This window comes from Uliginosibacterium silvisoli (genome assembly GCF_036017035.1).
GTDB classification, from domain to species: Bacteria; Pseudomonadota; Gammaproteobacteria; order Burkholderiales; family Rhodocyclaceae; genus Viridibacterium; species Viridibacterium silvisoli.
In genome coordinates this window covers 41,908-68,324 of sequence record NZ_JAYXHS010000004.1, presented here as the reverse complement: position 1 = coordinate 68,324, position 26,417 = coordinate 41,908, and the positions used below count along the sequence as shown (strand labels likewise).

General features: G+C 59.9%; 22 protein-coding genes. 4 read left to right on the top strand and 18 right to left on the bottom strand.

What is annotated here, in order from left to right; all coding sequences use genetic code 11:
* Positions 1 to 111 precede the first annotated feature (111 nt).
* The 3 genes from VVD49_RS18285 to VVD49_RS18275 all read left to right on the top strand — a co-directional run bounded on the left by VVD49_RS18285 (position 112) and on the right by VVD49_RS18275 (position 4,937).
* Positions 112 to 2,034, top strand: coding sequence for a PrkA family serine protein kinase (locus VVD49_RS18285; protein ID WP_327600662.1), 1,923 nt, complete (start codon positions 112 to 114; stop codon positions 2,032 to 2,034).
* Positions 2,035 to 2,121: 87 nt separating this feature from the next.
* Positions 2,122 to 3,387: a YeaH/YhbH family protein gene (locus VVD49_RS18280; RefSeq protein WP_327600661.1), complete on the top strand. Its 1,266-nt coding sequence runs from the start codon at positions 2,122 to 2,124 to the stop codon at positions 3,385 to 3,387.
* Positions 3,384 to 4,937, top strand: coding sequence for a SpoVR family protein (locus VVD49_RS18275; RefSeq protein WP_327600660.1), 1,554 nt, complete (start codon positions 3,384 to 3,386; stop codon positions 4,935 to 4,937). Before VVD49_RS18280 ends, VVD49_RS18275 begins: the two co-directional genes overlap by 4 nt.
* 54 nt (positions 4,938 to 4,991) lie before the next feature.
* On the opposite strand, the gene VVD49_RS18270 is transcribed toward VVD49_RS18275, so the two are convergent.
* The 11 genes from VVD49_RS18270 to purB all read right to left on the bottom strand — a co-directional run bounded on the left by VVD49_RS18270 (position 4,992) and on the right by purB (position 17,112).
* Complete coding sequence (locus tag VVD49_RS18270) at positions 4,992 to 5,732, bottom strand: flagellar motor protein (RefSeq protein WP_327600659.1); 741 nt, start codon at positions 5,730 to 5,732, stop codon at positions 4,992 to 4,994.
* Between the two features lie 74 nt (positions 5,733 to 5,806).
* A complete protein-coding gene (locus VVD49_RS18265) occupies positions 5,807 to 6,565 on the bottom strand; it encodes an RNA polymerase sigma factor FliA (protein ID WP_327600658.1) in 759 nt (252 codons plus the stop codon).
* A 204-nt stretch (positions 6,566 to 6,769) separates the two neighbouring features.
* Positions 6,770 to 7,615 (bottom strand): MinD/ParA family ATP-binding protein, encoded by an 846-nt coding sequence (locus tag VVD49_RS18260; RefSeq protein ID WP_327600657.1) that lies wholly within the window; start codon positions 7,613 to 7,615, stop codon positions 6,770 to 6,772.
* On the bottom strand, positions 7,612 to 9,132 hold the full coding sequence (gene flhF, locus VVD49_RS18255) for a flagellar biosynthesis protein FlhF (protein ID WP_327600656.1): 1,521 nt from the start codon (positions 9,130 to 9,132) through the stop codon (positions 7,612 to 7,614). Before flhF ends, VVD49_RS18260 begins: the two co-directional genes overlap by 4 nt.
* Before the next feature lie 242 nt (positions 9,133 to 9,374).
* Entirely contained in the window at positions 9,375 to 11,477 is a 2,103-nt protein-coding gene (flhA, locus tag VVD49_RS18250) for a flagellar biosynthesis protein FlhA (protein WP_327600655.1), read from the bottom strand.
* Positions 11,478 to 11,571: 94 nt separating this feature from the next.
* Complete coding sequence (gene flhB, locus VVD49_RS18245) at positions 11,572 to 12,726, bottom strand: flagellar biosynthesis protein FlhB (protein ID WP_327600654.1); 1,155 nt, start codon at positions 12,724 to 12,726, stop codon at positions 11,572 to 11,574.
* Between the two features lie 179 nt (positions 12,727 to 12,905).
* A complete protein-coding gene (locus VVD49_RS18240) occupies positions 12,906 to 13,148 on the bottom strand; it encodes a hypothetical protein (protein WP_327600653.1) in 243 nt (80 codons plus the stop codon).
* A gap of 268 nt (positions 13,149 to 13,416) precedes the next feature.
* A complete protein-coding gene (locus VVD49_RS18235; RefSeq protein ID WP_327600652.1) occupies positions 13,417 to 14,163 on the bottom strand; it encodes a PP2C family protein-serine/threonine phosphatase in 747 nt (248 codons plus the stop codon).
* A 331-nt stretch (positions 14,164 to 14,494) separates the two neighbouring features.
* Positions 14,495 to 14,878 carry an MAPEG family protein gene (locus tag VVD49_RS18230; RefSeq protein ID WP_327600651.1) on the bottom strand — a complete coding sequence of 128 codons (384 nt, stop codon included), beginning with the start codon at positions 14,876 to 14,878 and terminating at the stop codon, positions 14,495 to 14,497.
* Positions 14,875 to 15,684, bottom strand: coding sequence for a glutamate racemase (gene murI, locus VVD49_RS18225; protein WP_327600650.1), 810 nt, complete (start codon positions 15,682 to 15,684; stop codon positions 14,875 to 14,877). Before murI ends, VVD49_RS18230 begins: the two co-directional genes overlap by 4 nt.
* Before the next feature lie 54 nt (positions 15,685 to 15,738).
* The gene (purB, locus tag VVD49_RS18220; RefSeq protein WP_327600649.1) at positions 15,739 to 17,112 is read right to left on the bottom strand and encodes an adenylosuccinate lyase; all 1,374 of its coding nucleotides are present in this window, start codon (positions 17,110 to 17,112) and stop codon (positions 15,739 to 15,741) included.
* Positions 17,113 to 17,304: 192 nt separating this feature from the next.
* On the opposite strand from purB, the gene VVD49_RS18215 reads away from it, so the two are divergent.
* Positions 17,305 to 17,604 carry a DUF3144 domain-containing protein gene (locus VVD49_RS18215; RefSeq protein WP_327600648.1) on the top strand — a complete coding sequence of 100 codons (300 nt, stop codon included), beginning with the start codon at positions 17,305 to 17,307 and terminating at the stop codon, positions 17,602 to 17,604.
* A gap of 9 nt (positions 17,605 to 17,613) precedes the next feature.
* Here the strand turns inward: VVD49_RS18215 and VVD49_RS18210 are convergent, their stop codons facing one another.
* From VVD49_RS18210 to VVD49_RS18180, 7 genes are all read right to left on the bottom strand, one after another.
* On the bottom strand, positions 17,614 to 18,750 hold the full coding sequence (locus VVD49_RS18210; RefSeq protein ID WP_327600647.1) for a glycosyltransferase: 1,137 nt from the start codon (positions 18,748 to 18,750) through the stop codon (positions 17,614 to 17,616).
* 2 nt (positions 18,751 to 18,752) lie between these two features.
* The gene (locus tag VVD49_RS18205; RefSeq protein WP_327600646.1) at positions 18,753 to 19,811 is read right to left on the bottom strand and encodes a glycosyltransferase family 4 protein; all 1,059 of its coding nucleotides are present in this window, start codon (positions 19,809 to 19,811) and stop codon (positions 18,753 to 18,755) included.
* On the bottom strand, positions 19,804 to 20,922 hold the full coding sequence (locus VVD49_RS18200) for a glycosyltransferase family 4 protein (RefSeq protein WP_327600645.1): 1,119 nt from the start codon (positions 20,920 to 20,922) through the stop codon (positions 19,804 to 19,806). Before VVD49_RS18200 ends, VVD49_RS18205 begins: the two co-directional genes overlap by 8 nt.
* Entirely contained in the window at positions 20,919 to 22,328 is a 1,410-nt protein-coding gene (locus VVD49_RS18195) for a lipopolysaccharide biosynthesis protein (protein WP_327600644.1), read from the bottom strand. Before VVD49_RS18195 ends, VVD49_RS18200 begins: the two co-directional genes overlap by 4 nt.
* On the bottom strand, positions 22,325 to 23,449 hold the full coding sequence (locus tag VVD49_RS18190) for a glycosyltransferase (protein WP_327600643.1): 1,125 nt from the start codon (positions 23,447 to 23,449) through the stop codon (positions 22,325 to 22,327). Before VVD49_RS18190 ends, VVD49_RS18195 begins: the two co-directional genes overlap by 4 nt.
* Positions 23,446 to 24,321, bottom strand: coding sequence for an FkbM family methyltransferase (locus VVD49_RS18185; RefSeq protein WP_327600642.1), 876 nt, complete (start codon positions 24,319 to 24,321; stop codon positions 23,446 to 23,448). The genes VVD49_RS18190 and VVD49_RS18185 overlap by 4 nt, the downstream gene beginning before the upstream one ends.
* A gap of 143 nt (positions 24,322 to 24,464) precedes the next feature.
* The gene (locus VVD49_RS18180) at positions 24,465 to 26,222 is read right to left on the bottom strand and encodes a PglL family O-oligosaccharyltransferase (protein WP_327600641.1); all 1,758 of its coding nucleotides are present in this window, start codon (positions 26,220 to 26,222) and stop codon (positions 24,465 to 24,467) included.
* Positions 26,223 to 26,417: the final 195 nt, after the last annotated feature.

The window sequence follows — 26,417 nt, the reverse complement described above, 5'->3', positions numbered from 1 at the left end:
AAGCGATGCAAAAGCTGTTCGCTCCGGGCTTAAGGAGCACCCAGGCTAGCCGTTAGTCTGTTTACCGGGGAGAGAGATTTCTCTTTTCATGACGCGTCGAGGAGGTGTTGCATGAGTATTTTCAGTGCGTACCAGGCCCGCTTTGAGGTCAGCAAGGAAGAAGAATATTCCTTGCAGGAGTACCTCGAAATCTGCAAGGCAGACCGGAGCGCTTACGCGACCGCAGCCGAACGGATTCTGATGGCGATCGGCGAACCGGAAATGCTGGACACGCGGCTGGACCCGCGACTGTCTCGCATCTTCTCCAACAAGGTCATGAAAATCTATCCGGCCTTCCGTGAGTTCTACGGAATGGAGGAAGCGATCGAGCAGATCGTCTCCTACTTCCGCCACGCTGCGCAGGGCCTCGAAGAGAAGAAACAGATTCTCTATCTGCTCGGTCCGGTCGGCGGCGGCAAAAGCTCCCTGGCCGAAAAGCTCAAGCAGCTTGTCGAAAAACTGCCCTTCTATGCAGTGAAGGGGTCTCCCGTTCATGAATCGCCGCTCGGCCTTTTTGATCCGGATGAAGACGGCCGCATCTTCGAAGATGACTATGGCATTCCCCGTCGCTACCTGAACACCATCATGTCGCCGTGGGCAGTCAAACGCCTCAATGAATTCAACGGTGACGTAACAAAGTTCCGCGTCGTCAAACTGCGGCCTTCATCGCTAAAGCAGATGGCAGTAGCCAAGACCGAGCCGGGTGACGAGAACAACCAGGACATTTCCTCGCTCGTCGGCAAGGTCGATATCCGCATGCTGGAGCAGTTCTCGCAGAACGATCCGGATGCCTATTCCTACTCCGGCGGTCTATGCCTTGCTAATCGCGGCTTGCTGGAATTCGTCGAAATGTTCAAGGCGCCGATCAAGGTCTTGCACCCATTGCTGACGGCAACGCAGGAAGCGAACTACAAGGGTACGGAAGGCTTCGGCGCGATTCCTTTCGATGGCGTGATACTCGCCCACTCGAACGAATCCGAATGGCAGTCGTTCAAGAACAACAAGAACAACGAAGCTTTCCTCGATCGTATTTTCACGGTCAAGGTGCCTTACTGCATGCGCGTCTCGGATGAAGTAAAGATCTACGAAAAGCTGCTCGTGCACAGCTCTCTCACCGAAGCGCCTTGCGCACCGGACACGCTGAAGATGCTGGCCCAGTTCGCCGTACTCTCACGCATGAAAGAGCCCGAGAATTCGAGCATCTTCAGCAAGATGCGCGTCTATGACGGCGAGAACCTGAAAGACACCGACCCGAAGGCGAAGAGCTACCAGGAGTATCGCGACTACGCGGGCGTCGATGAAGGCATGACGGGCTTGTCAACGCGCTTTGCGTTCAAGGTGCTGTCGCGCGTCTTCAACTTCGACCATCGCGAGGTGGCTGCCAACCCGGTGCATCTGATGTACGTGCTGGAGCAACAGATCGAACAGGAGCAGTTCCCGCCCGAAGTCGACCAGCGCTACACCGCCTTTATCAAGGAATATCTGGCGCCCCGCTATGCCGAGTTCATCGGCAAGGAAATCCAGACAGCCTACCTCGAATCCTATTCGGAGTACGGTCAGAACATCTTTGATCGTTACGTGACTTACGCGGACTTCTGGATACAGGATCAGGAGTATCGCGATCCGAATACCGGCGAGATTTTCGATCGCTCCTCGCTCAATGACGAGCTGGAGAAAATCGAGAAGCCCGCGGGCATCAGCAACCCGAAGGACTTCCGTAACGAAGTGGTGAACTTTGTGCTGCGGGCACGTGCCAAACACAGTGGCAAGAATCCAAGCTGGACGTCTTACGAAAAGTTGCGTGCGGTGATTGAGAAGAAGATGTTCTCGAATACCGAAGACCTGCTGCCGGTCATCTCGTTCTCGCCAAAGTCCAGCGCCGACGAGCAGAAGAAGCATCAGGACTTTGTTAACCGCATGGTCACCAAGGGTTACACGGAAAGCCAGGTTCGCCTGTTGTGCGACTGGTATCTGCGCGTGCGCAAGTCCTCGTAATCATTTCGTTGTAACGCTGGCTGTTCCGCCTGTAGGGACAGCCAGCCGCCCTGCCCTCGACAACCGCAAGATTGATCTGGAACCACCATGGTCCGCATCATCGACAGACGCTCAGACAGCAGGAACAAAAGTGCGGTCAACCGTCAGCGTTTCATGCGCCGCTTCAAGGGGCAGATTCGCAAGGCTGTAGCTGACGCCATTGACGGCCGCTCCATCAAGGATCTGGACAATGGTGAAAGTGTCACCATCCCGTCCAAAGACCTTTCCGAACCACATTTCCACCACGGAGATGGCGGCGTTTGGGATCAGGTCTATAGCGGCAATGATCAGTTTGCACAGGGTGACGAGATCAGCCGTCCACTAGGCGGAGGTTCTGGCGGCGGAGGCAAGGGCGCGAGTGAAGATGGCGAAAGCGAAGACGAGTTCGGCTTTCAGCTGTCGCGCGAGGAATTCCTGGACGTATTCTTCGACGACCTCGCACTGCCCAACCTGATCAAGACGCAGCTCGCCAAGATTCCAGAGTACAAATCGCACCGCGCCGGTTTTGCTTCGGACGGCGTGCCGACGAATCTCAACCTCGTGCGCTCCATGCGTAGTGCGCTGGGGCGCCGGCTCGCACTCTCCGGCCCCCACTCGGCACGGTTGCGTGAGTTGCACGCGGAGATCGAAGAGCTCGAAGCGCAAACACCGCGCGACGACGAAGCCATCCGGCTACTCAAGGAAGAGGCCAGACTTCTTCGCATCAAGATCGAGGCGATTCCTTTCCTTGATACGTTCGACTTGCGCTACAACAATCGCGTGCGCACGCCGGTGCCATCGACCCAGGCCGTCATGTTCTGCCTCATGGATGTGTCCGGCTCGATGGACGAAGAGAAGAAAGCGACAGCCAAGCGCTTCTTCATGCTGCTCTACCTGTTCCTGACACGCACCTACGAGCACATCGAAGTTGTGTTCATCCGTCACCACACAGTCGCCAAGGAAGTGGACGAAGAAAACTTCTTCCACTCCCGAGAGTCGGGAGGCACGGTGGTATCGAGCGCGCTCGACATGATGCGCGACATCGTGCAGGAACGTTACGCCTCCGGTCAGTGGAACATCTACGGCGCCCAAGCTTCAGACGGTGACAACTGGGAGAACGACTCACCACGCTGCAAGGAGTTGCTGTCCCAAGCCATCCTGCCCTTCATGCAGTTCTTTGCTTACATCGAGATCACACCAGGCGAGCCGCAGAACTTGTGGCGCGAGTATGAAAAGCTGGTCGGCGCACATGGAAATTTCGCCATGCAGCGCATCGAGAAATACGCTGACATCTATCCGGTCTTTCGTGAACTCTTCAAGAAGACACTCGTATGAGCGAATCCAAGGCATCTGCAAAGAAGCGCACGCGAAAGCAACTCCCGGCTCCGTCGGAGTGGAACTTCGAACTTATCGACGAGTACCACAAGGAAATCCGGCGTGTCGCCGAGAGCTTCGGGCTGGACACCTACCCCAATCAGATCGAGCTCATTACGGCCGAGCAGATGATGGATGCCTATGCTTCCGTTGGCATGCCGGTGAACTACAGCCACTGGAGCTTCGGCAAGCAGTTCATCTCGACTGAAAAAGGCTATCGCCGTGGGCAGATGGGTCTCGCCTACGAGATCGTCATCAACTCCAATCCCTGCATCTCCTATCTCATGGAAGAAAACACCATGACGATGCAGGCACTCGTAATTGCCCATGCGGCGTATGGCCACAACTCCTTCTTCAAGGGCAATTACCTCTTCCGCGCCTGGACGAATGCAGATGCAATCATCGATTACCTGATTTTCGCCAAGAACTTTCTCGCCGAGTGCGAGGAGCGATATGGGGAGGAAGCAGTCGAGTTGCTCCTGGACTCATGCCATGCGCTGATGAGCGTCGGCGTAGACCGCTACAAGCGCCCACCCAAGCTGTCGCTCGAGAAGGAAAAGATGCGACAGAAGGAGCGCGAGGACTACCTGCAATCGCAGGTCAACGATCTGTGGCGTACCTTGCCTTCGCAGGAAGCCAAAGCCTCGCAGGCAGTGGAGCGGCGTTTCCCGTCGGAGCCGGAAGAAAACCTTCTTTACTTCATCGAAAAAAGCGCCCCGCTGCTCGAACCCTGGCAACGCGAGGTGGTGCGCATCGTGCGCAAGGTCTCGCAGTACTTCTTCCCGCAGCGTCAGACGCAAGTCATGAACGAAGGCTGGGCGACTTACTGGCACTACACGATTCTCAACACCATGTACGACGAAGGCCTGCTGGCCGATAGCGTCATGCTGGAGTTCCTGCACTCGCACACCAGTGTCGTGATGCAGCCACCCTACAACGTGCCCTGGCACCGCGGCATCAATCCTTATGCACTGGGCTTCGCGATGTGGACCGACATCCGCCGCATCTGCGAAGAACCGACGGAGGAAGACAGGCGCTGGTTCCCCGAAATTGCAGGCTCGAACTGGCGTGAGACTTTCGACTTTGCAATGCGCAATTTCAAGGACGAGAGCTTCATCGCGCAATTCCTCTCGCCCAAGGTCATTCGCGACTTCCGCTTGTTTGCAATCACGGATGACGACGATGAAACACGTCTGAAGGTTGCAGCCATTCACGACGACGCTGGCTACCAGCGCATTCGCGAAATCCTGTCGGAGCAATACAACATCGGCTCCAAGGAGCCGAACATCCAGGTATGGAATGTGGACGTGCGTGGCGACCGCTCACTCACCTTGCGTCACCAGTCCTTCAAGCGCCGCCCGCTTGCCGCGAGCGCGGACGAGATGCTCAAGCACGTTGCGCGTCTGTGGGGCTTCAGCGTGCGGCTCGAAACGGTGGATGACGATGGCAACGTGCAGCGTACGCGTGAATGCCGCATGGAAACCCGTGCGGCCATGCCAACGCTGATCTGACTGTTCTTGATCCGGGAACCCGCGCTGCGCACGACCGTGCCTGCGCGGGCAGGGTCAGATGATGTAGCCCTGCAGACGGCTCTCGATGATGCGCGGGTTGTCGCCATGGGCGATACGCACAATGCCTTCCAAAAGCATTTCCCTGACGGCCACGAGACGCATGATGTTCGCCTGTATCTTCTTCGCTACCGGCAGGAAGATCAGGTTGGCTGAGCCAACGCCATAGATCGTCGCAACAAAGGCAACGGCAATGCCGCTACCTAACTTGGCCGGATCCGAAAGATTCTCCATGACATGGATCAGCCCCATCACGGCACCGAGAATGCCGACCGTAGGTGCGTAGCCCCCCGCTGCGTCCCAGATCTTGGAGGCCTGTTTCATCTCGGTCTCCCAAGTCGTGATTTCCACTTCCATCACTTCGCGGATGTGTTCGGGTTCGACACCATCGACGAGCAATTGCACACCCTTGCGCATGAACGGATCGGTCATGCCTTCCATCTTGTTCTCAAGCGACAGCAGCCCTTCGCGGCGAGCGATATTGCTCCAGCCCACGATCTGCTCGATGAGTTCGTGCAATGGCGGTACCGGTGGCTTGAATACCCACATGGAGATGCGCAGCCCCGTCACGAAGGTTCGCCACGGGCTCTGCAACATCACGGCACCGATGGTGCCGCCCAGCACGATCATGAAAGCCGTCGGCTGGATAAGCGAAGCAATGTGCCCACCTTCGAGGACTTGCCCTCCCACGATGGCCACGATTGCAAGCAGCAGACCCGCCAGGCTTATGACGTCCATTGGTTCCGTTCAGCAGGGAAATATCGGAAAGACAGTTTAAGACCCGCAGCGTCGCGACAGTAAGAACGCGATGCCTATGCGGCGCTGGCGCGGCGCCCGCCGGTCGCCTGCATGGACGACTCGCGGCCGCTGGCAATACGCGAGCGCAGACGGGCAATGGCCTGGCTGTGCAGCTGACAGACACGCGACTCGGAAACACCCAGCACCTCACCGATTTCGCGCAAATTGAGATCTTCTTCGTAGTACAGGCCCATCACCATCTTCTCGCGATCGGGCAGATCTTCGATGGCCTTGATGAGCACGCTGCGCATACTGGCGTCTTCCAGCAGATCAAGCGGGTCACCGCTTGCACCCACGATGTGACGCTCCAGGTAGTCGTCTTCGTCTTCGTCGCCAAAGTCCTCGAAGTACACGAGCTGGTAGCCGCGCGCTTCCTGCAACATCTTCTGGTAGTCGGCGAGCGTCATGCCCAGGGTTTCGGCAAGTTCGCGCTCGGTGGGCTGACGGCCATGCTGCTGTTCAAGGCTGTGAACAGCCGTTTCGATACGGCGCATTTCGCGGCGCAGGCTGCGTGGCAGCCAGTCGTTCTCACGCAAGCCGTCCAGCATGGCACCACGGATGCGCTGCACGGCGTAGGTCTCGAATTGCGCGCCAAGACCTTCCTCGTAGCGACTGATGGCATCCAGCAGACCGATCATGCCGTTCTGAATGATGTCCTCCACCTGCACGCTGGCCGGAAGCTTGGCCATGAGGTGGTAGGCAATTCGTTTGACCAGGGGCGCGTAGCGCGCCACAAGCTGGTCTTTGTCCAGGGTTCCCGCTGCGTTGTACATGCCGCTCTCTCAATCAGACTCAGTCGGAATTAGTTGACACATCAGCAGCAAATGCCACTCCCTGATGTGCGCCCTGCCGTGAAGCCGGTTGTGCCCCAGCACGGTGAATTCATTGTGCTCCGGCCCCTCGCAAGCTGCCTTGCGGAAAAAGACCTGTGTTCGTGCCCTATTCGGGCCTAGCGGAAGCGCTCACGCCCTGCGTCGTTACCACGCCATTGCCGGACCACGGCTGAAGCCCATGATGGCGGTCGTCGTCGCGCTGCGTGCGCGGCCCAGTAGCTTCTCGGCAAAACTGTGACCTGCATGACCACCCAGCTCCTTGCCGTGGCTACCGGCGAGGCACAGTGCTTCGCCAAGGCTGCTGACGGCTTGGACCTCGATACCCAGTTGAGATTCAGCCAGTTGCGTAAAACGGGAGATAAGCAGCCGCGTGGCAGCCTCATCGGCACTTACGACGCAAACGCCAACTGCAAGAGTATCGGCACCGCGCACCAGTCTCTTGAGGGCTGCGTAGGCCTGGGTAATGGCGCGCTCCTGCGGTTCTATCACGAGCAACAGACGTGGTGCGGCACGCGCAAAAGACGACAAGCCCGTCAGATCACAGGGGCGCGCCAACAACAACCATTCATCCGAAACCGCCTGCAGGCGCAGCAGGCAATCTGCCGTACGCTGCTGCAGGATGCGATCCTCATTGATCGATCGTGCCAGCTTGGCAACCGAGAGCACATGCAATCCGCAGGCATCGGAACCCGCATCGCCCCCTGTCGTCGCACCAGCGGCCATGCAGTCATCGAGACTGACCAACCCTTCGACGGCTTGCTGCAGATCGAAGCGCGGTGACACGCCTACACAGTCGGAGAAATTGCCGGATATCTGCCATTCATCGAACGCCAGTACGCGTTGCCCGAGTGCGGCGCGTTGCAAAGCCTGACGCGCCATCCAGCGCATCGACGCGGCGCCACACGGCACAACAGCGAGCACCTCTGGTGGCACTTGATTGAGCATGGCACGCAAACCCGCAGCCTGGTCCCGATGCAGTGAATCCGTCATACGCCAGCTGCTCCTCGTGTAGTGCTCGGTGCGCGCGCGGTGGCCATCAACAGACCAGTATCGGCGCGGTCGATCTTGTGCGGTGAATCCGCGGCAATCTCACGCATCGCGCGGTGAATCAGGTAAGTGCGGTTCGGCACGTGCAGGTCTTCCGGCACGCGCTGACCGTTGGCGATGTAGAACAATGACAGCTCGTGACGCATGGCTACATCCAGTGCCGGCGCCACCGAGGCTGCTTCGTCGAGTTTGGTGAATATGCAGCCGGCCAGATCAGGGCCTTCGTAGGCGCTCACGACGTCGTCCAGCGTGTCGCCGCGCGCCGTCGCGTTCAGACACAGCAGACGACGTACATTGCCAGCGGAGGTCAGCATCGCCGATTGCTCGTTGACCATCTTGTCGCGCTGGCCCATGCCCACCGTGTCGATCAGCACCATGTGCTTCTTGCGCAGGTCCTGCAGGGTCTGGCGCAGATCTGCGGCATCGCGCACCACATGCACCTGCACGCCGAGAATGCGGCCATAGATGCGCAACTGTTCGTGTGCGCCAATCCGGTAACCGTCCGTAGTAATCAACGCCAGCTGTTCAGCACCATGGCGAACCACACAACGCGCCGCCAGTTTGGCTGTCGTCGTCGTCTTGCCGACCCCGGTAGGACCGACGAGGGCATACACGCCGCCGCGATCGATGATGTCATTGGTATTGTCTTGCACGCGCAGGTCACGGTTGATCATGCGGCGCACTTCGTCACGCGCTTCATTGATCTGCGCTTCGCCGGGAATGTTCTCGGTCAGGCGGCGCGTGAGCTGCGCGGAGAAACCAGCCTCCAGCAATTCGCTCATCATCTGCGTACGAGCAGGCGCGTTGCGTGAGATCTCACTCCAGGCGAATCCGGCCAGTTGGCGCTCGAGCATGCCCTTGATGGAGCTCAGCTCTTGCATGAGCTGGGCATTGGTCGCTTCAAGACTTTGCACGCGCGCATCGTTGGCATAGCCATCCTCCACGGCGGCACGGCGGCGCTCCGGCAAATCAGGACGATCCGGACGCGTATTGCGTGGAGCCTCGGGGCGTGGCGGCTGATGCGAAGGAACCACGCGGCGATCCGCATCCAGCGTCACGCGGGGAGGATTGAAGCTGCGCACCATCTGATGACCGCCGGTGTCTTCATCGTGTGCCGGAGCATCGATACCCGTACGGAATACCGGCTTCGGTGCAGACTGGCTACGGCGCGCCAACTGAGCGGCAATCTGCTTGCCGATGTTGGCACTGTGCTCGTCTTCAGGCGGGAAGTCGCTTGTCGGCAAGGTGCGGCTGGGCATGGCAGGCGGTGGCGCAGGCTGACGAGCCGCACGCACGGTGGCATTGAGCTCACCCATCGATTCGGCCGGCAAGGCCACGATCTCGACGCCCCCTGCGACGGCGCGGTTGGACAGCACCACGGCATCGGCCCCCAGCTCCGACTTCAAGGCGAGCAAAGCTTCGCGGGCTGTTTTGCCGAAAAATTTGCGGACACTCACCATGACGCACCTCCCTCAAACATTCACTGCCAGCGCTTTTGCAGAGCAGATCTCTTTTGCCTACCGAACCGAAGCAGGCAACCAGAAAGTCACCATGCCGTAATAGCGCGATTCTTACAGGGAGCGAGGCGCAGGCTTACGCGGGAATGAAGGGGGAATGCTGCGGTTATTCAGCCACCACCCACAGCATGCAAGACTTCGCGACCCGGCCCGCGCGATGAGCGCAGGCCAACGGGACTCGATCTCTAGCCGCCACCGATGACGGCGGTGACGCGGATGGTTCGCGATTCCGGCACCTCGGAATGCGCGACGACCTTGAGCGAAGGCACGGCGCGGCGCAGGAAGCGCGAGAGCAGCCAGCGCAAGCCGTTCGGCACCAGCAAGACCGGCGTGAGCCCCAGATCTTCCTGACGTTGCGCAGCCGTTGCCGTGTCGCGTAGCAAGGTGTCGGCGAGGCCTGGCTCGATCGCCGCCGCATCCGGTCCGCCGCTCTGCATGGCTTGCTGCAGCAAGCGCTCGAGGCTCGGATCCAGCGCGATGACCTGCATCTCTGCATTGCCCGGGAAGAGCCCTTGCACGATTGCGCGGCCCAATGCAGTCCGTACGCGCGCCGCCAGCTCGGCCGGATCCTGCGTACGCGAGGCATTCTCGGCGACCGACTCGACGATGCTGCGCATGTCGCGGATGTTGACGCCCTCCTCCAGCAGGTTCTGCAGTACACGCTGCATGACGTGCAGTGGCAGCGCCTTCGGTACCAGATCCTCGACGAGCTTCGGCGCATCCTTGGCGATGTGATCGAGCAGCTGCTGCGTCTCCTGACGACCGAGCAAGTCGGCCGCATGCGACAGGATGACGTGATTGATGTGCGTGGCGATGACGGTGCTCGCATCGACCACCGTGTAGCCCAGCGCATGCGCCTGATCGCGCAGCGCCGAGTCCACCCACACGGCAGGCAGACCGAACGCTGGATCCTTCGTCTCGTTGCCGGGCAAACGGCCCGATACCCGCCCCGGATTGATGGCCATGAACTGGCCCGGATAGGCTTCGCCCTGTCCGATCTCGACGCCCTTCAACGTGATGCGGTAAAGGTTCGGGCGCAGCTCGAGGTTGTCGCGGATGTGCACCGGTGCCGGCAGGAAACCGATGTCCTGTGCAAATTTCTTGCGCAGGCCGCGGATACGCGTCAGCAGCTCGCCGTTCTGGCTCTTGTCGACCATCGGAATCAGGCGATAGCCGACTTCGAGGCCCAGCACATCGACCGGCGTGACATCGCTCCAGCTGGCTTCCATTTCGGCAGCGCTGGCGGCAATCTGCGTCGCAGGCTTCTCCACTTCATCCGTCTTCGCAGCGCCGACGCGCTTGCCCTGCTTCCACGCCAGATAGCCCAAGGCACTCGCCAGCAGCAGGAAGACCAGATTTGGCATGCCGGGGATGAGACCGAGCAGGCCCAGGATAACGGCCGTCAGCACCAGCACCTGCGGATTGTTGAAGAGCTGATTGACGAACTGCGCGCCGATGTCGCCGTCTTCACCCACGCGCGACACGACCAGACCGGCCGCGACGGAGATGATCAGCGCTGGAATCTGTGCGACCAGTCCGTCACCAATGGTCAGCAGGGTGTAATCGTTGGCAGCCCGGCCTATCTCCATGTCGTGCTGCACGACACCGACGATCAGGCCGCCAATGATGTTGATGACGAGAATCAGGATGCCGGCGACCGCGTCGCCGCGCACGAACTTCGAGGCACCATCCATGGCGCCGTAGAAGTCCGCTTCAGCGGCGATTTCACCCCGGCGCCTCTTGGCTTCCGCATCGTTGATCAAACCCGCATTCAAGTCAGCATCGATGGCCATCTGCTTGCCTGGCATCGCGTCCAAGGTAAAGCGTGCGCCCACTTCGGCAATACGACCAGCACCCTTTGTAACCACGACGAAGTTGATGACCGTGATGATGATGAACACCACGATACCCACGGCCGTGTTTCCGCCAATCAGGAAGTGGCCAAAAGCTTCGATCACCTTGCCGGCCGCATCGGCACCGCTATGCCCTTCACTCAGGATCACGCGCGTAGAGGCCACGTTGAGCGACAGGCGCAGCAGCGTGGTGATCAGCAGGACCGTCGGGAAGATCGAGAAATCCAGCGCCTTGCGGTTGTACATCGCCACCAGCAACACGATCATCGAGATGGCGATGTTGAAGGTGAAGAACACGTCGAGCACGAAGGCCGGCAGCGGCAGCACCATCATCGACAGCACCAGCAGCACCAGGATCGGTGCGGCCAGTTGCCGGATGTTGCTCGGCGCGAACAGCTGTCTCAGATCAAGCGAATTGGGTCCTGCGGTTGCCATATTTCAGTAGTCCTTGATGTCTCGTCTTGCTTGCCAGCAGCACTCGGTTGCTTCGGGAATCTGTATGCAACCCGCATCTGGCAACGATCGTCGATCAGTGAAGCGTGGGCGGGGTTTCAACCCCGGGGTCCATGCCTTCGGGCACGCCAATGATTCCCGGCGCCTGGGGTGGCAAGCCACCTTCGGCAATGAACTGGTTGAGCTGATAGATGTAAGCCATGACCTCGGCAACAGCGGTGTAGAGCGCGGCCGGGATCTGTTGATCAACCTTGGCGTGATGGAATAGCGCACGTGCCAGCGGAGGCGATTCGAGCAAGGGCACATTGTTTTCCTTCGCCAGCTCGCGGATGGTCTGCGCGAGAAAATCAGCGCCCTTGGCCACCACGGTGGGCGCGCCCATCTTGCCGGACTCGTACTTGAGCGCCACGGCAAAGTGTGTCGGGTTGGTCACCACGACATCGGCCTTGGGTACTGCCTCCATCATGCGGCGACGGGCCATCTCCTGCTGACGCTGGCGGATCTTGCCCTTGACCTGCGGATCGCCTTCGGACTCCTTGTTCTCGTCCTTTTGCTCCTGCTTGGTCATGCGCAATTCCTTGAAGTAGTGCCAGATCTGGTAAGGCACATCCATGGCAGCAATGAGGGCAAGACTGCTGCTCAGGGCAAACGCAGCAATCATCAACATCTCCGCGAAGCGCTGCAGGCCCACATTGAGTGGCATGCCCATCAGGCCCAGCATCTCGAAGCGGTAGCGCCAGACGAGATAGCCTGCCACGCCGAGAATGAAAACCGATTTGAATACGCCTTTGACGAGCTCGACCAGCCCGGTGATCGACACAAATCGCTTCATCCCCTTGACCGGATCCATGCGCGTCAGGTCGAACTTGAAGACCTCGCCGCTGATCACGAAACCGCCCAGCACGATGTGCGACGCCACGCCCGCGATCATGATGATGATCAGCAAGGGCGCCAGCGTGATCATGCCGTTCGAGAACAGCTCAAGCAGCGCCTTGCCCATCATGTTTGGCTCAAAGGCCTGTTCGCGCGTGAGCGAAAAGCCCTGACGCATCACACCGCCGAGGCGCTGGTACATCCAGCCCGACATGATCCACAAGGTAGCTACGCCGACGATCAGGACCAGGAAAGACGAGAGCTCTTTCGAACGAGGGACATTGCCCTGCTCCCGTGCCTGGTCGATCTTTCGGCCAGACGCGGCTTCGCTCTTATCTGCATCACTTTCTTCTGCCATAACCCTGGGTCAGATCGGTCCGTGTGGCAATTTGCCAATGGAGGCGATTATTTGCCGGGGAGGCAATACTTGCCGGGTAGAGAAAATGCAGAAATGCCGGCCTTTTCATCCGGCACAAAAGCAAACGGCCCCGGAAGTCCGGAGCCGTATTGGCTTTGAGCAGGCTTTTGCCGGCTGCTTCAGCTGAAACGCTGGGGGCGTTCGCCGTTTTCCATCAGGGCTGCATAGCAGTGCGCCAGCAGCACATCACACACCGGGTCAGCAGGCTCGCTCGTATTGCTCGCATCTGCAGCAGCCTGAATCACTTTCGCCGATTCGCGCCCTGCTTCACCCATACGCGCAGCGTCAAACATGGCGTTGAGGGCCAGCAATTGCGCCAGCGATTTGCTGGCTTCAAGGGACTGCAAGGACGATCGACCCATGACTCGAATTCCACTCACGTTCAACGACGACGGTAAAAAAGAACGACCCTGTCTGCTTGGTGTAGTGCGCCGATCCTTACAAATCAAGGCACTTGAAGAAAAGAGCCGCCTCTTGCGAGGCGGCTTCAAGGAGAGAGTCGATGCGTGGAGAAACCCCACAAAATTCTTTACGGCCGTCCGGTGTCGAACTTTAGAAAAAATTTCGAAGTGATCGAAAATATTTCAAAGCCTTTTCATTCTCTAAAGGAATCAAAGGCTTGTACATCAATCAGGCAGGCACGACCTTGATGATGGCGAGGGAAATATTGTCACCCATCCCTTGGGCGCGCTTTCTGGCGGCATCGATAAGGGTGCGCGCTGCAGTACGTGCATCCTGCTCGTGCAGGGTCTGCCCCAGCTCTTCGTCCGGGAAATAGGCCCACAAGCCATCAGAGCAGATGATGAAAGCATCGCCCGCCTGCAAAGCTGGCGTGCCGCCGGTGTCGATACGTGGATCCCGTTCGGCCCCCAAGCAGGACAGCAGCAGGTTGCGCTGAGGATGCGTCTCGGCTTGCTCCTCGGTGATACGCCCCGAACGCAGCAGCTCTTCGACGAGGGAATGATCTGGCGTGCGCGCGACCAGAGCGCCATTGCGGAAATGGTACAGGCGCGAATCGCCACAGTGCGCCCAGTCCGCATGGCCGGGACGCAGCATGAACACAACCGCCGTGCTGTGTGGATCCTGCTCGCTGGTGAAGCGCGTGAGCTTGATGATGACGTGCGCGTCGTCAATGACGTTGCGCAGGAATTCGGTTGGTGATTCGCTGGAGGGCGCGTAGCTCGCAAAATTCTGGCGCGCTTTCAGGATGACCTGCTCAGCAGCCATGGCCCCGCCGGAATGCCCGCCCATGCCGTCTGCCAGGACCGCCAGCATGCAACCCGGGCGGCTTGGATGAGGAAAAATGGCCAGTCGGTCCTGCTGTTCGGAGCGGTCTCCAATGTGCATTGCTGCGCAGCTATCAATGCTGATCGCCATGAGCGGCCCTGTTAAATTTGTTGAATATGGCGATATTAACGATTTTTAGCACAATATTACCGACTCTCCGATTGGCGTCGGTACTTGTTTCACGCTTCGCCAACACCCTGCCGTGAGTTCGTCTTTCAACGGCGAACGGGGGGGTGAACTTTACCCCGCACGGCAGTACGGGTCATGGCACAAGTTCACATAAATTGACATTTCTCGTGTGACACCGGCGTGACGGGAATCTACGCGATCGCAGAGCTCCCACGCTGCAGATTACCTGTGGAAAGCTATCGTTTATCCGGCAGTGAGAATGGCTCAACTCTGGGCCAGAACCAGAAGTACGTCAGATCGCAGCGATCATCAGCCGAAGCGGTGCCAACAACGCCAGCGCCCACACCAGGCTGCGCAAGCTGGACTGGTTGGCAATGTAGAGAATCGCGTAGATCACGCGCGCCACGATGAACCAGACAGCCCAGAAATCCAGCGTGCCCTGCGGCACTTGCGAATGCGCCGCCATCAGCACTCCGGCGACGAAAATGGGCAGCGCCTCCCAGCTGTTCTGCTGGGCCGCGTTGGCGCGGCGCGGCCAACCAGCCAGATCGCCCAGCCACACGCGCGGCTCGCTGTTGTCGTAGCGCTTGTCGCGGGCGCCGCCTGACTTGGCGATGACAGTCAGGATCAAAGGCATGAAACAGGCGATGACGATGCTCAGGAAGGCGATGTTCATTGAGGGCTCCGTTCGGGCAGGATCGAAAACACAGCCTGCTCATGCCAGAGCATCTGCAAGGTCGTGTTCATTTGCTGGTGGTCACCGCTGACCCAGAAACGCTCGCTGCCCACGCCTTGCGGCAAAGCCAGCGCGGACGCGGCGATGAGCTTGCGTTCGAGCTGCGCAGCCACCGCGGCGCCGGTATCGATGAGTTTCACTGCGTGGCCGACCAGCGACTGCACCAGCGGACGCAGGAAAACATAGTGCGTGCAGCCCAGCACGACGACGTCCGCATCGGCTTGCATCAAGGGCTCCACGTAAGAAGTCAGCAGTGCGCGCGTCGCCGGCGACTCCAGTTCGCCGCGCTCAACACATTCCATGAGCCCGGGGCACGGCTGCGTGACCACTTCAACTTCGCTACCAAACGTGTCGAGCAAAGCTGCAAAGCGCGCGCTTGCCAGCGTGCCCACGGTAGCCAGCACGCCGACCACGCCGCTGTGCGTCGCCGCTGTCGCGGGCTTGACGGCCGGCTCCATGCCGATGATGGGCAAGGCCGGCCAGCGCGCGCGCAGGTAATCGGCGGCAGCCGCAGTCGCGGTATTGCAGGCGATGACGAGCGCCTTGCAATCGTGCTTCAACAGGAACTCAGAGAGGAACAACGAGCGCTCGCGGATCTCCTCCGGCGAGCGGCTGCCGTAAGGTGCGAAACCGGAGTCAGCGCAATAGATCAGGTCTTCGTGTGGCAGCCTCGCGCGGATTTCGCGCAGCACCGACAGGCCGCCAACGCCGGAATCGAAAACGCCGATCGGGCGCGGATCAGCCATGCCTTGCTTTGCCCGATCGCTTGCCTGATCGCTTACCCGAACGGCGCAGCACCATCAGATTGCCTTGGCAAGCGCCGCAGCAGCGCCGATGTAGCTGGCAGGTGTCATGTCGAGCAGACGTTGCTTGTCTGCCTCAGGAATCGCCAGCTTGCCGACGAAGGCCTGCAGCGCTTCCATGGTAATGCCCGTGCCGCGCGTCAGCTCCTTGAGTTGCTCGTATGGCTTCGGGATGCCGTAGCGGCGCATCACGGTCTGGATCGGCTCAGCCAGCACTTCCCAGGCAGCGTCCAGATCGGCGGCAACACGCACCGGATCGGACTCGAGCTTGTTCAGGCCGCGCAGGCAGGACTCGAGGCCCAGCAGCGAGTGACCGAAGCCCACGCCCATATTGCGCAGAACGGTCGAGTCGGTCAGGTCGCGCTGCATGCGCGAGATCGGCAGCTTTTCGCTGAAGTGCTTGAGCAGGCTGTTGGCCACGCCGAAGTTGCCTTCCGCGTTTTCGAAGTCGATCGGATTGACCTTGTGCGGCATCGTCGAGCTGCCGACTTCGCCAGCCTTGAGCTTCTGCTTGAAGAAGCCCAGCGAGATGTACATCCAGATGTCGCGGCAAGCGTCGATGAGGATCGTGTCCAGACGTGCGATCGCGTCGAACAGCTCGGCCATGCTGTCGTGCGGCTCGATCTGGATCGTGTAGGGATTGAACACCAGACCCAGCGACTCGATGAAGGTCTGGTTGAACGCCGCCCAGTCGGTTTCCGGGTAGGCCGACAGGTGGGCGTTGTAGTTGCCGACTGCGCCGTTGAACTTGGCGGTCATCTCGACAGCCGCGATGGCCTTGCGCGTGCGGCGCAGGCGATAGACGATGTTCGCCATTTCCTTGCCCAGCGTCGTCGGGCTGGCCGTCTGGCCGTGCGTACGCGACAGCATGGCGAGGTCAGCATGCTGATGCGCCAGTTCGACGAAACGCGCGATCACGCGGTCGATGGCCGGCAGCAGCACCGCATCGCGCGCTTCCTTGAGCATCAGCGCATGCGAAGTGTTGTTGATGTCTTCCGAAGTGCAGGCGAAGTGAATGAACTCGGAGGCCTTCGACACTTCGGCATTGCTTTCGAAGCGCGCCTTGAGCCAGTACTCCATGGCCTTCACGTCGTGATTGGTCGTCGCTTCAATGGCCTTGATGGCCTCACCGTCGGCTTCGGAGAAATTGGCCACGACCGCATCCATCTCGGCAATCGTCGCGGCGGAGAACGGCGCGATCTCGCCAACATGCGAGGCAGCCGCCAAGGCTTTGAGCCACTCTACTTCCACGCGCACGCGGTTGCGGATCAGGCCGAATTCGGAGAAATGCGGACGCAGCCCGTCGCCTTTGGACGCGTAGCGGCCATCGAGCGGTGACAGGGCAGACAGGGTATTGAGCGTAGAAGACATGACTTTTGGAGCTGAGGCGTAGCTGAAAGAATCGCGGATTATAACTTTTGCAGCTCAGGCAGTCCTGCACATTGATGGATCCTCGATACGGCGGGCCGAATCAGGCTTCCGCTAGAATGGCCTGACGACCCGCGCAACAGACCGCAAAGCGCGGCCGCATCAATCATAAAAACGACGACAGAGGACGACAAAATGGCAGATATCCCGATCGACAAGAAGTTCTACGACCGTGCCAATGAATACATCAAGCTGGCCAACGAGCACTGTGACGGCACGCTGGGCATCAGCCTGGTCAGCGGCTCGTTCATGTTCGCCTTGTCGCGATTCAATTCATGGGTTAGCGCCACCGACTTCGAATCCGGCGCTGCGATGAAGGAAAAGCGTCAGGAAACGATAGACCTGCTGGTCAATCAGTACCGCTCCATGCTCGAACAGAATCTGGACGACCACATCAACAACTTCGACAGGTTGATGACGCCTCCGGCGCCCTGATCAGTTCGCTCAAGTAGCGCGCTGCGGCACGAGATCTTCGTATAGCTCGATGTAGCGGCGCGCCACGCCGGAAATGGCCAGCTCGGACTCTACCCGGACACGCGCAGCCTTGCCGCGCTGCGCTAACAGGGCCGGTTCCATGACAACGGCAGCCGCCATGCCGGCCGCCAGCGACGCCGGTACACCGGGCGGCACGACCCAGCCTGTATCCGCCACCATCCACGGCGCATCGCCCACCCGTGTCACTACGCAGGGCACCGCACAGCTCATCGCCTCGGCCACAACATTCGGCAGGCCTTCACTCAGTGAGCTGAGCACGAATACATCGAGCGCTTGCATCAGCTGAGGCACGTCATTACGCGCCCCCAGCATTGCCACCCTGCCCTGCAGCGCCGGATGCGTCAGCAAGGGCGCCAGCGCAGCGTTGCCTGCATCCAGCCCGGCCCCCGCCATGACGAATCTCACATGCGCGAAACGCTGTGCCACCTCGATGGCGGCCTTCAGGAATCCAGCATGGTCCTTGACGAGGTGAAAACGGCCGACCGTGCCGATCACGAAATCGCCGTCGGCAAAGCCCAGATGCTTGCGCATGCCTCGCCTGACTTCTGCGTCTGGCGCAAAGCGCCGGGTGTCGAAGCCGTTAGGCAACACCACGGCAGCACGCTTCGAATAGGCATGCGCCACGTGCTGCTCAGCCGCGCTATGGGCGACATAGATCGTACGACTCCCCAGATGCGACAACAGCGCATCGAGGCGGATCACGGCGCGTGTCGTCCAGGGATCCAGTTCCGGACGCGCAAGCGTCTGGTGAACCGCGCCCAGCACAACCGCGCGCGGCGCGGCCAGCCGCGCAATGTGCGCCGCGATATTGCCGTGATACATCCAGCCCTGTATGACATCCGGCTTGAAATGCCGCACCACCCGGAACAGGCGTAACAAGCCTTGCAGCGAAGGCTTTGGAGGCTGCATGCCCAAGGCGTGCACGGTGATGCCGACAGACATCATCCGGGCGCCGACTTCGCCTTCTTCGCGCAAGGACACGACCTCGCATATCACCCGCTTGGCCTGCAGGTGAGGAATCAGACGCTCCAGCGCGGTCTCGGCCCCCCCAACGCCCAGTCCGGAGGAAATGAACAGCACGCGCATGCTCAGTGGCTCCCGGCTCGCTGTCGTCTTCGCAGCGCCAGCCAGCTGCGACGAAACCAGATCATGTGCACTGCCGAGCACAACAACAAGACGCCGAGCAGACGCCCCTCCGCCACGCCGAGGCGCCAGGCCACGAAGGTTGCAAGCGTCACCAGCGCCGAGGCCAGCCAGATGACCCGTACTACCGTCGCGGCAGGCAATCCGATTTCGAGCAGCAGGTGATGCGAATGACCACGATCGGCCTGCATCGGATTGCGGCGCTCGGCGAGACGCCAGAAAGCGACGACCAGCATGTCTATCATCGGCACCGCCAAAGGCGCCAACGCCACGGTGACCGGCACGCGAATGCCGCCGGGCGTGAGCGACAACTTGAACACCAGCCAGCACAGCAACATGCCGACACCCAGTGCCCCGGCATCGCCGAGGAACATGCGCGCACGCGCTTGCCATGGCAGCCGCGCATTCCAGATGAGGAAGCCCAGCACTGCTGCGAACAATGCCAATGCAATCCCGGCAAGATCGCCATGCCCGGTCACCAGGCCCGCATAGGCTGCGCCCAGCGCCGCGATGGCCATGCATCCGCCAGCCAGACCATCAAGCCCATCGATCATGTTGATGGCATTGAGCAATGCCACAACAAGCAGCATGGTCACCGGTGTCGCAAGCGAGCCGAGTACCCACTGCCCGTGGGCAAACGGCGCGGGAATGGAGAACAGGGCCGCATCCGTCAGGTTGATCAGCCACCAGGCGGCCAGGATCTGGGCGAGGAGTTTGAGCGATGCCCGCATGCCGCGCATATCGTCGGCCACGCCAATCACGAATAGCAACAAGGTGGGCAGTAAAGCCTCCAGCGGCAAGCGCTGACCGCCCGCTGCCATCGCCAGCAACAAGCCTGCCAGGATGCCGATACCGCCTACTACAGGAATAGCATCGTCATGGCGCTTGCGCTCGTCAGGCAGGTCCAGCAGACGCAGACGCGGCGCCAGGCGTGCCAGCGCGAGGCAGATCACAGCGGAGAGAGCGAATGCCAGCAAGGGCACGAGAAAAAAAACGTCAGGCATTTGCGGCCGCATCGTACACGGCAAAAGTCTGGCCAGTGATGCACTGGTCTGAAAAGCGCTGCTCGACCAACTCGCGTGCAGCAAGTCCAAGCCTGGCACGCAAAGCAGCATCCTTGAGCAGGCGCAGGATCGCCTCGCTCAGCGCGCCCGAGTCGCATGGCGGCACCAGCAAACCGGTCTGCCCATCAACAACCAGTGCGCGACATCCCGGCACGTTCGTCGCAACGAGAGCCCGACGACAGGCGGCCGCCTCCAGCAGGGAACGCGGAATACCTTCGCCCTGCGTACTGGCCAGAACCGCCACGCTGCAGGTCTGGTTCAGCGCCAGAACATCGGAGCGGTGACCAAGAAACTCCACGACGCCCTCTGCTTTCCAGGCAGCCAGCGTCGCTGCATCAACACTTTCAGGATTGCCCGGGTCAGGCTCTCCAGCCAGCAGGAAGCGCACCTGCGGCATGGTGCTACGCACACGCCGTGCGGCCTCGACAAACTCCCGGATGCCCTTGGGATAAAGCAGCCTCGCCATCATCAGCACCACGAGTTGCTGGCCCTCGCTTTGCGGGGGCACGAAGTACGCCGAGTCCACTCCGTCGCCGGCAATTACATGGACCTTGCTGCGCGCCAGCACACCCTTCGCGGCCAGCGTGTCGCGATTGTCCGCATTCTGGAAGACCACCTGCGTATTGCGCAGCGCAAGCCGGTACAGCGCCAGCACCACGGGACGGATGCAACGCGCCTTCAAAGTATCGGCCAACAATGCAAAGCCCAGGCCGGTCACGGAATTGACGATCCGCCTTATGCCGACACGCCTCGCGGCAAGCGAGCCGTAAATAACGCACTTGATGGTGAAGTGATGTACGACATCCGGCCGTACATCGCGGTACAAAGCCTCCACGCGACGTATCGCTGCGAGCTCGGCCAGCGGATTGATCCCGCTACGCGACACGGGCAAGGGCTCCCAGCGAAATCCCATCTCGCGCAGTCGCGGGCCATACTCACCGGGCGGACTCAGCAACACCACCTCATCACCGCGTGCACGCAAAGCCTTGGCGAGCGAGAGCTTGAAGTTGTAGAGAAACCAGTCGGTATTGGCGAAGAGCACGATCTTCATGGCGTACGCCTCAACGCGCCCGCGATGCGCGCGCGCGCTCCATCGAAGTCCAGCACCAGCAGCACCAGGGCGTAAATCAGCACGGCAGTCAGGAAACGGAGCAGCAAGCCGGCAAAGCCGCCTGGTTGCCACGCCCATAGCCCACACCCCATCACCGCACTCGCGACCAGCACGGTAAATAGCTGGCGTGATCCGAGGCGGTGATGCAACACCGCCCTTCCCATCAAGAAGCTATAGAGCAAACCCAGTGTCTGCCCGCACAACAAGCCCATTGCAGCGCCGCTGATGCCATGACGCGGCAAGGCCCAGCTCATCAATACCAGGGACATTGCAGCCGACAAGGCAATGCCGCCAGCAAGCTGCCACGTGCGTTCGGCAAGCAACAGCGGCACGTCGAAATAGAAGCTCTTGCAACCACCGACTACTGCGGCAAGCACCAGCAAAGTCGGCAAGTTCGGCGGTAGATCAGCAAACCCCTGCCCGAATAGCAGTGCGGCCGCAGGCGACAGCAGGAATGAAAAGCCGATTGCAGCGGGCATGACCAGAGACACCGCAATCACGGCGTAGCGCGAAAACAAGCGCTGCGCCTCCTCACGCTGGCCCGCTCCCCAGGCCTGCACGATGCGTGGATACCACGCCGCCCCGAGCCCGCTGCATACCAGCACCAGCGTCTGCTGAGTCAGATCGGCGAGCGCGCTGTAACGCCCAAGCTCCGCCATCGGTACGAAATGCATCAACAGGTACCGGTCGCCCCAGTTCAGCAAATAACTGAGAAAGCAGGTCACCATCAGTGGCGCGGCAAACCCGGCTATGCGCGGCGCGAGGGACGCGTCGCAACCGCGCAGGGAGAATCGCCCGCGCATACTGCCGGCAACCGAAATCATGCATGCCATGGACATCGCCAGAAGCAACGCCGGGGCGCCATTGAACAAGTGAATTGTGGCGACGCCCAGCCCGATCACGGCGACGGCTTTGACAAGTAGAAGATAGCCGTAGCGTCGCGTCTCCAAAGCTGAGTTTGCGCGTTGTACGGAGAAGTCCAGCACGCCCTGGGTCGCCGCAAACAAGGCCGCGGCGGGCAGCACCCAGGGAGCCAGCCACGATGCGCCAAGCCACTCTGCCACCAACGCCGCGACAAGCAGCCCACCCCCGAATCCCAGCACGGCGGCCAGCAAACTGGCCTGCACGCGAGCGCGCAAAGTGCTATCGCCATACAAACGCGCCAGCGTAGTGTTAAGCGGAATCATCAACACCGTGGAGACCAGCGCTGCGGCCGCCAGGCCCAAAGCAAAGTTCGCATACTCTTCTGCACCGAGGCCACGCACGAACAGCGACAGCGAGCACACCGATAGCACGCCGGAAACCGCACGCACCGTGATGTAGGCAAGGGACGCACGCAAGCTCATGTGGATGCTCTGCCTTGCAATGTTCCAGCCAGATCGATCCACTGCGCAGCAACCTTGTCTGCTGCAAAACATTGCACACGTTCACGCAGGGCCAGAGACAAAGCCTCACGCTCAGCCCGACCGAGTGCCGATGCCATCTGGATTCCCTGCGCCAGCGCCGCCACGTCATCTGGCGCTACCAGCAGGTGAGCCAGATCTTCGCCCAGAATTTCCGGTGGCCCATACGGACAACGTGTCGCAACCACAGGGCATCCTTCTCCCATGGCTTCCATCAACACATTCGACCAGCCCTCATAGCGCGACGCCAGTACGAAGAGCGCCGCGCGACGATAGAACGGTCGCGGATCCGTCAGCCAGCCGGTAAACAAGACCTCATGCTCCACGCCCGCGCGCCTTGCATCCTCTTCGACAAGCTTGCGGTCAGGGCCGTCACCGACGATGACCAATCCCGGACGCGGCGTCGGCAAAGATGCATAGGCCGCAATCAGCACGTCCAGACCCTTTGTATATCGATCGATACGCCCGACTGCGAGCAGGAAGCCATTCGGCATCCTGTCGTCCAGCCCGTTCGCGACATCAAGGGACTGCGCTTCAACAGGCACTACACGCGTCACCAGGGGATTCGGGATATGACGCAACCGCTTGGGCTGCAAGTGCAAAGCGCCCACCAGCTCGTCGCGCACGCCCCTTGACACTGCGACCACCGCTGCAGGAAACCGATAAAACAAACCCAGCAGGATACGCCGCCAACGCGGCATCCATTGCGGATTGTGATGCACGCTGACGATCAGGCGTGAGAGCTCACCCCGAGTCGCCGCAGCCAACACACAAGGCATGCCCGCCTCGTCCATGAAAGCCATCACCACTTCTGGACGAAAGCGCTGCATCTCCTGTCTGACAAGACAGACACGACGCCACACATTGCGCAGTTTTCTCGCAAGGCCTTGCTGCACCCCGAGATTCGCAAAACGCACCGGAACACCGAAATCGAGAGACTCACCGGGCCCCTGCCAGGCCAGCACGCGCACCTCATGCGCGCCACTCCATTCGCGCGCCAGAATGGCGGCGACTTGTTCCGCTCCCCCGCCAAACACCGTGGGAATGACGACAAGAATCCTCATGCACCAACCAGTTCACGGCCTGCGGGTACAGCCAGAATCATCAGATAGGCATCACCCGCAACGGGCGCCTCCAAACGCCTCAAGCGCACATGCTCGCCGCAGAACAAGCGCCTCAGCCAGCCAAAAGCTGACGGCTTTGCGCTCGTAACCGAACTCTCGATTGCGTAGAAACTTGCATACCCTGCCCCACGCAGGAAAGAGAAAATCGCCAGCCCGCCGCTCTCTCCGTCCGTTCTCAAACTCTCGAAAATGACGAAAGGTTTGTCACGCGCCAGACACTCGGTGAGCCCACGCAAGGCACTCAGCTCAGCCCCCTCGACATCCAGTTTGATCAAGCCGATACGAGGCGCACCATCGACACCAAGCACCTCCTTCAGCACCGCGTCGCCACGTCGCGCAGCGCATTCGATCTGTTCCCCGCTGCGCGCATCCGTTGGCCCCTGCGCGAACGCAAAGCCGGAAGCGCCTAGATTGCCTTGATGGTTCGAAAAAAAGCTCAGAGCGCCATCTTGATCCGCGAAGCCAACTGGCAACACCCGGACATCCGCCCCGCTCAACGCGGCATTAGCCCTCAGGATGGTAAGCGTGCGTGGATTGGGCTCGACAGAAAGCACCGTGCGAAAGTGGCGCGAAAAGAACAACGAATGATTGCCGATATTGGCACCGACATCGAGAGCCACTTCATTGGCAAAGTGCGGCTTGTGAGCAGCAAGAAAGTGATCCATCAAAGGCTGCAACAACTGCCCCTCGTGAATACCCGCCACCAGCATCTCACCAGACACTTCATCACCGGGCAGCAACACATGCAGAGGCAGCGCTGTGGTATCGCGCCCACGCAGAACAAAATCCAGCAGACGGCGACTGATCGCCATGCGAAGAGACGCCAGACCACCTCGATGTTTCACTGAAAGCATTGCCCCTGCGCCCGAGGCGCCCACAACGGAATGGGCGGCAGTATACGGGCAAAGCGCAGTCCAAACGCCGCTGGCGCCCGGCCCCGTTCGCCCCGCGGCAACTACAGGCAGCGCCCTTGTGGCGGCAAATTCCAGCCACGAGGGGCATAAAGCTTCTGCGCGTACTCGATGAAAGGCCGACTATGCACCGGCGCAAAGGCACCACAGACAATCTCGTTGATCTGATCAGCCTCAGCCTTGCGGCCGCTCAAGGTATACGCCGCCACGCAGGCCAGCAGCGAGTTGTACTGTGGCTTGATCTTCAAGCTCTCATCACACACCTGCACGATCTCCGGCACGCGCTGCAGATCGTTAGTACGCCACGCACGCAAACGCAGGATCGCCGCCTGTGGAGCCATCAATGAAGTCTGACTGATCGAAGCCCCCACGGCATCCAGCTCAGCCCACGCATCCGACTTCGCGCCCGGGCCTTCATTCAAGATCTTATAAGCAGCCTCAAGACGACGGTAATCCTTCCATGTCGAACCGAGCACCAGCACCCCCAACAACACCGGAATCAACAACCAGCGCGCGTTGAAACGCAGGGTCGGCAAGCGCTCGTCCCCCGCATCAATCACACCGATGGCGCACGCCAAAGGCACGAGGAAATAGGCATACCACAACGGATACTCAACCATGCTGTGCGCCCCAAGCACCGCAATGACCCCGAGCCCCCACAAGCTCTCAAGCGTTGGCGCCTCCTTCCAGCGACGCCACAACCACGCGGCAATCAAGCTCAATACGACAACAATGAATAGCAACCCGAATTCGGCTGCAAAATGCAACACGGTGTTGTGTGCATTCTCACCTATGCGCACGTAGTTGACAGGCGCTAGACCAATCGTCCCAAGCGCCGTTTGCCACGGAAACATGCCTGGCCCAACCCCTGTCAGCGGATGTGCGAGCATCGTCTTGGCGGCAATCATCCAGTCGAACATTCGCTGCCCGTTTGATCCGCCTTCGCTGACGCGATCTATCGCAGAAGTCACACCAAGTGCCGCCTGCGCACCACCAAACGCTAACCAAAGTTGGGAAAGCACGCTCAGCAGTAGCTGTATGCCAACGCCTATCCATACTCTTCTCTTTTCAGCCAATACCATGCGTTTCGCATATATGACAGCAACAAGCGGTAGAGCCCCGGTATAAAGCCAAACAGCTCGCGATACTGATAAGGCTGAGAACATACAGAGCACAGCACAAACGATTAACGCAAGACTGCTCGGAAAGCTATGCTTGAGCCACAGATAGAGAAGCGAGACAAGCCCCAGCCAAAGCAAATTCGCGAAATGGTTCTCTTGTGCAATGTTGCCGTAAGCGGCATTCATCAACTTCACCATGATCCACCCAGGTGAAGATACCCCCTTGAGTTGAAGTGCAGACACCACGCATTGCAAACATGCGACGACCAATATCCCCCAGGCACACAGGCTAGCGACCTGCGCGGTCCCTTGTATCTGAGCCACGGCTTGTATCGCTATGAGCCCACACAGCACTAGCATCACATAACAGATTAGTCCCTGAGATGCTGAAACACTCCCCCCTGCCGCCATTGCTTGCCACAAGCCGCTCGCGAGAACTACGCCTATCAACACGAGAGCCCACAGAGAAACTCGCCATTGAACTTTGCCCACGAGACTCAACGCCCCGACTAACGCCATGAGAGCTACTGCTCCAGCGAATTCGTTATAGAAAACAGTCTGAGGATAGCGATGCGAGGCAAACAACGAGCCGAACTGTGCCGCGATGATCAGGATAGACAAAGCCAAGGCTGGAAAATTTCGAGGCATCAGGTTAGAGGAAGAAATCGAAATGTCACGCATTATGCCTGTTACCACCAAAATTATGATGGAGGTGAAATTTACGAACTTCACACAACACGATTGAGAAAGACGTCGGAGCCACGAAACAGCAATACCAGCGGGTCAATCACCCCCGCCAACTGTAACAAGCAAAATGACAATTTTCGCCAAGTGCAAGCAGTACAGACAGCGGCGCTTAGTGCCCTGACTTTGCGG

Excerpts from the sequence above, each read along its gene's own strand:
- VVD49_RS18200 (WP_327600645.1), bottom strand. The coding sequence starts at position 20,922 with ATGAAGATCGTGCTCTTCGCCAATACCGACTGGTTTCTCTACAACTTC.
- VVD49_RS18275 (WP_327600660.1), top strand. The coding sequence starts at position 3,384 with ATGAGCGAATCCAAGGCATCTGCAAAGAAGCGCACGCGAAAGCAACTC.
- murI (WP_327600650.1), bottom strand. The coding sequence starts at position 15,684 with ATGGCTGATCCGCGCCCGATCGGCGTTTTCGATTCCGGCGTTGGCGGC.
- VVD49_RS18205 (WP_327600646.1), bottom strand. The coding sequence starts at position 19,811 with ATGCCTGACGTTTTTTTTCTCGTGCCCTTGCTGGCATTCGCTCTCTCC.
- VVD49_RS18270 (WP_327600659.1), bottom strand. The coding sequence starts at position 5,732 with ATGGACGTCATAAGCCTGGCGGGTCTGCTGCTTGCAATCGTGGCCATC.
- flhF (WP_327600656.1), bottom strand. The coding sequence starts at position 9,132 with ATGGTGAGTGTCCGCAAATTTTTCGGCAAAACAGCCCGCGAAGCTTTG.
- purB (WP_327600649.1), bottom strand. The coding sequence starts at position 17,112 with ATGTCTTCTACGCTCAATACCCTGTCTGCCCTGTCACCGCTCGATGGC.
- VVD49_RS18240 (WP_327600653.1), bottom strand. The coding sequence starts at position 13,148 with ATGGGTCGATCGTCCTTGCAGTCCCTTGAAGCCAGCAAATCGCTGGCG.
- VVD49_RS18265 (WP_327600658.1), bottom strand. The coding sequence starts at position 6,565 with ATGTACAACGCAGCGGGAACCCTGGACAAAGACCAGCTTGTGGCGCGC.
- VVD49_RS18230 (WP_327600651.1), bottom strand. The coding sequence starts at position 14,878 with ATGAACATCGCCTTCCTGAGCATCGTCATCGCCTGTTTCATGCCTTTG.
- VVD49_RS18235 (WP_327600652.1), bottom strand. The coding sequence starts at position 14,163 with ATGGCGATCAGCATTGATAGCTGCGCAGCAATGCACATTGGAGACCGC.
- VVD49_RS18180 (WP_327600641.1), bottom strand. The coding sequence starts at position 26,222 with ATGCGTGACATTTCGATTTCTTCCTCTAACCTGATGCCTCGAAATTTT.
- VVD49_RS18285 (WP_327600662.1), top strand. The coding sequence starts at position 112 with ATGAGTATTTTCAGTGCGTACCAGGCCCGCTTTGAGGTCAGCAAGGAA.
- VVD49_RS18260 (WP_327600657.1), bottom strand. The coding sequence starts at position 7,615 with ATGACGGATTCACTGCATCGGGACCAGGCTGCGGGTTTGCGTGCCATG.
- VVD49_RS18215 (WP_327600648.1), top strand. The coding sequence starts at position 17,305 with ATGGCAGATATCCCGATCGACAAGAAGTTCTACGACCGTGCCAATGAA.
- VVD49_RS18185 (WP_327600642.1), bottom strand. The coding sequence starts at position 24,321 with ATGGCGATCAGTCGCCGTCTGCTGGATTTTGTTCTGCGTGGGCGCGAT.
- VVD49_RS18195 (WP_327600644.1), bottom strand. The coding sequence starts at position 22,328 with ATGAGCTTGCGTGCGTCCCTTGCCTACATCACGGTGCGTGCGGTTTCC.
- flhA (WP_327600655.1), bottom strand. The coding sequence starts at position 11,477 with ATGGCAACCGCAGGACCCAATTCGCTTGATCTGAGACAGCTGTTCGCG.
- VVD49_RS18190 (WP_327600643.1), bottom strand. The coding sequence starts at position 23,449 with ATGAGGATTCTTGTCGTCATTCCCACGGTGTTTGGCGGGGGAGCGGAA.
- VVD49_RS18210 (WP_327600647.1), bottom strand. The coding sequence starts at position 18,750 with ATGCGCGTGCTGTTCATTTCCTCCGGACTGGGCGTTGGGGGGGCCGAG.
- flhB (WP_327600654.1), bottom strand. The coding sequence starts at position 12,726 with ATGGCAGAAGAAAGTGATGCAGATAAGAGCGAAGCCGCGTCTGGCCGA.
- VVD49_RS18280 (WP_327600661.1), top strand. The coding sequence starts at position 2,122 with ATGGTCCGCATCATCGACAGACGCTCAGACAGCAGGAACAAAAGTGCG.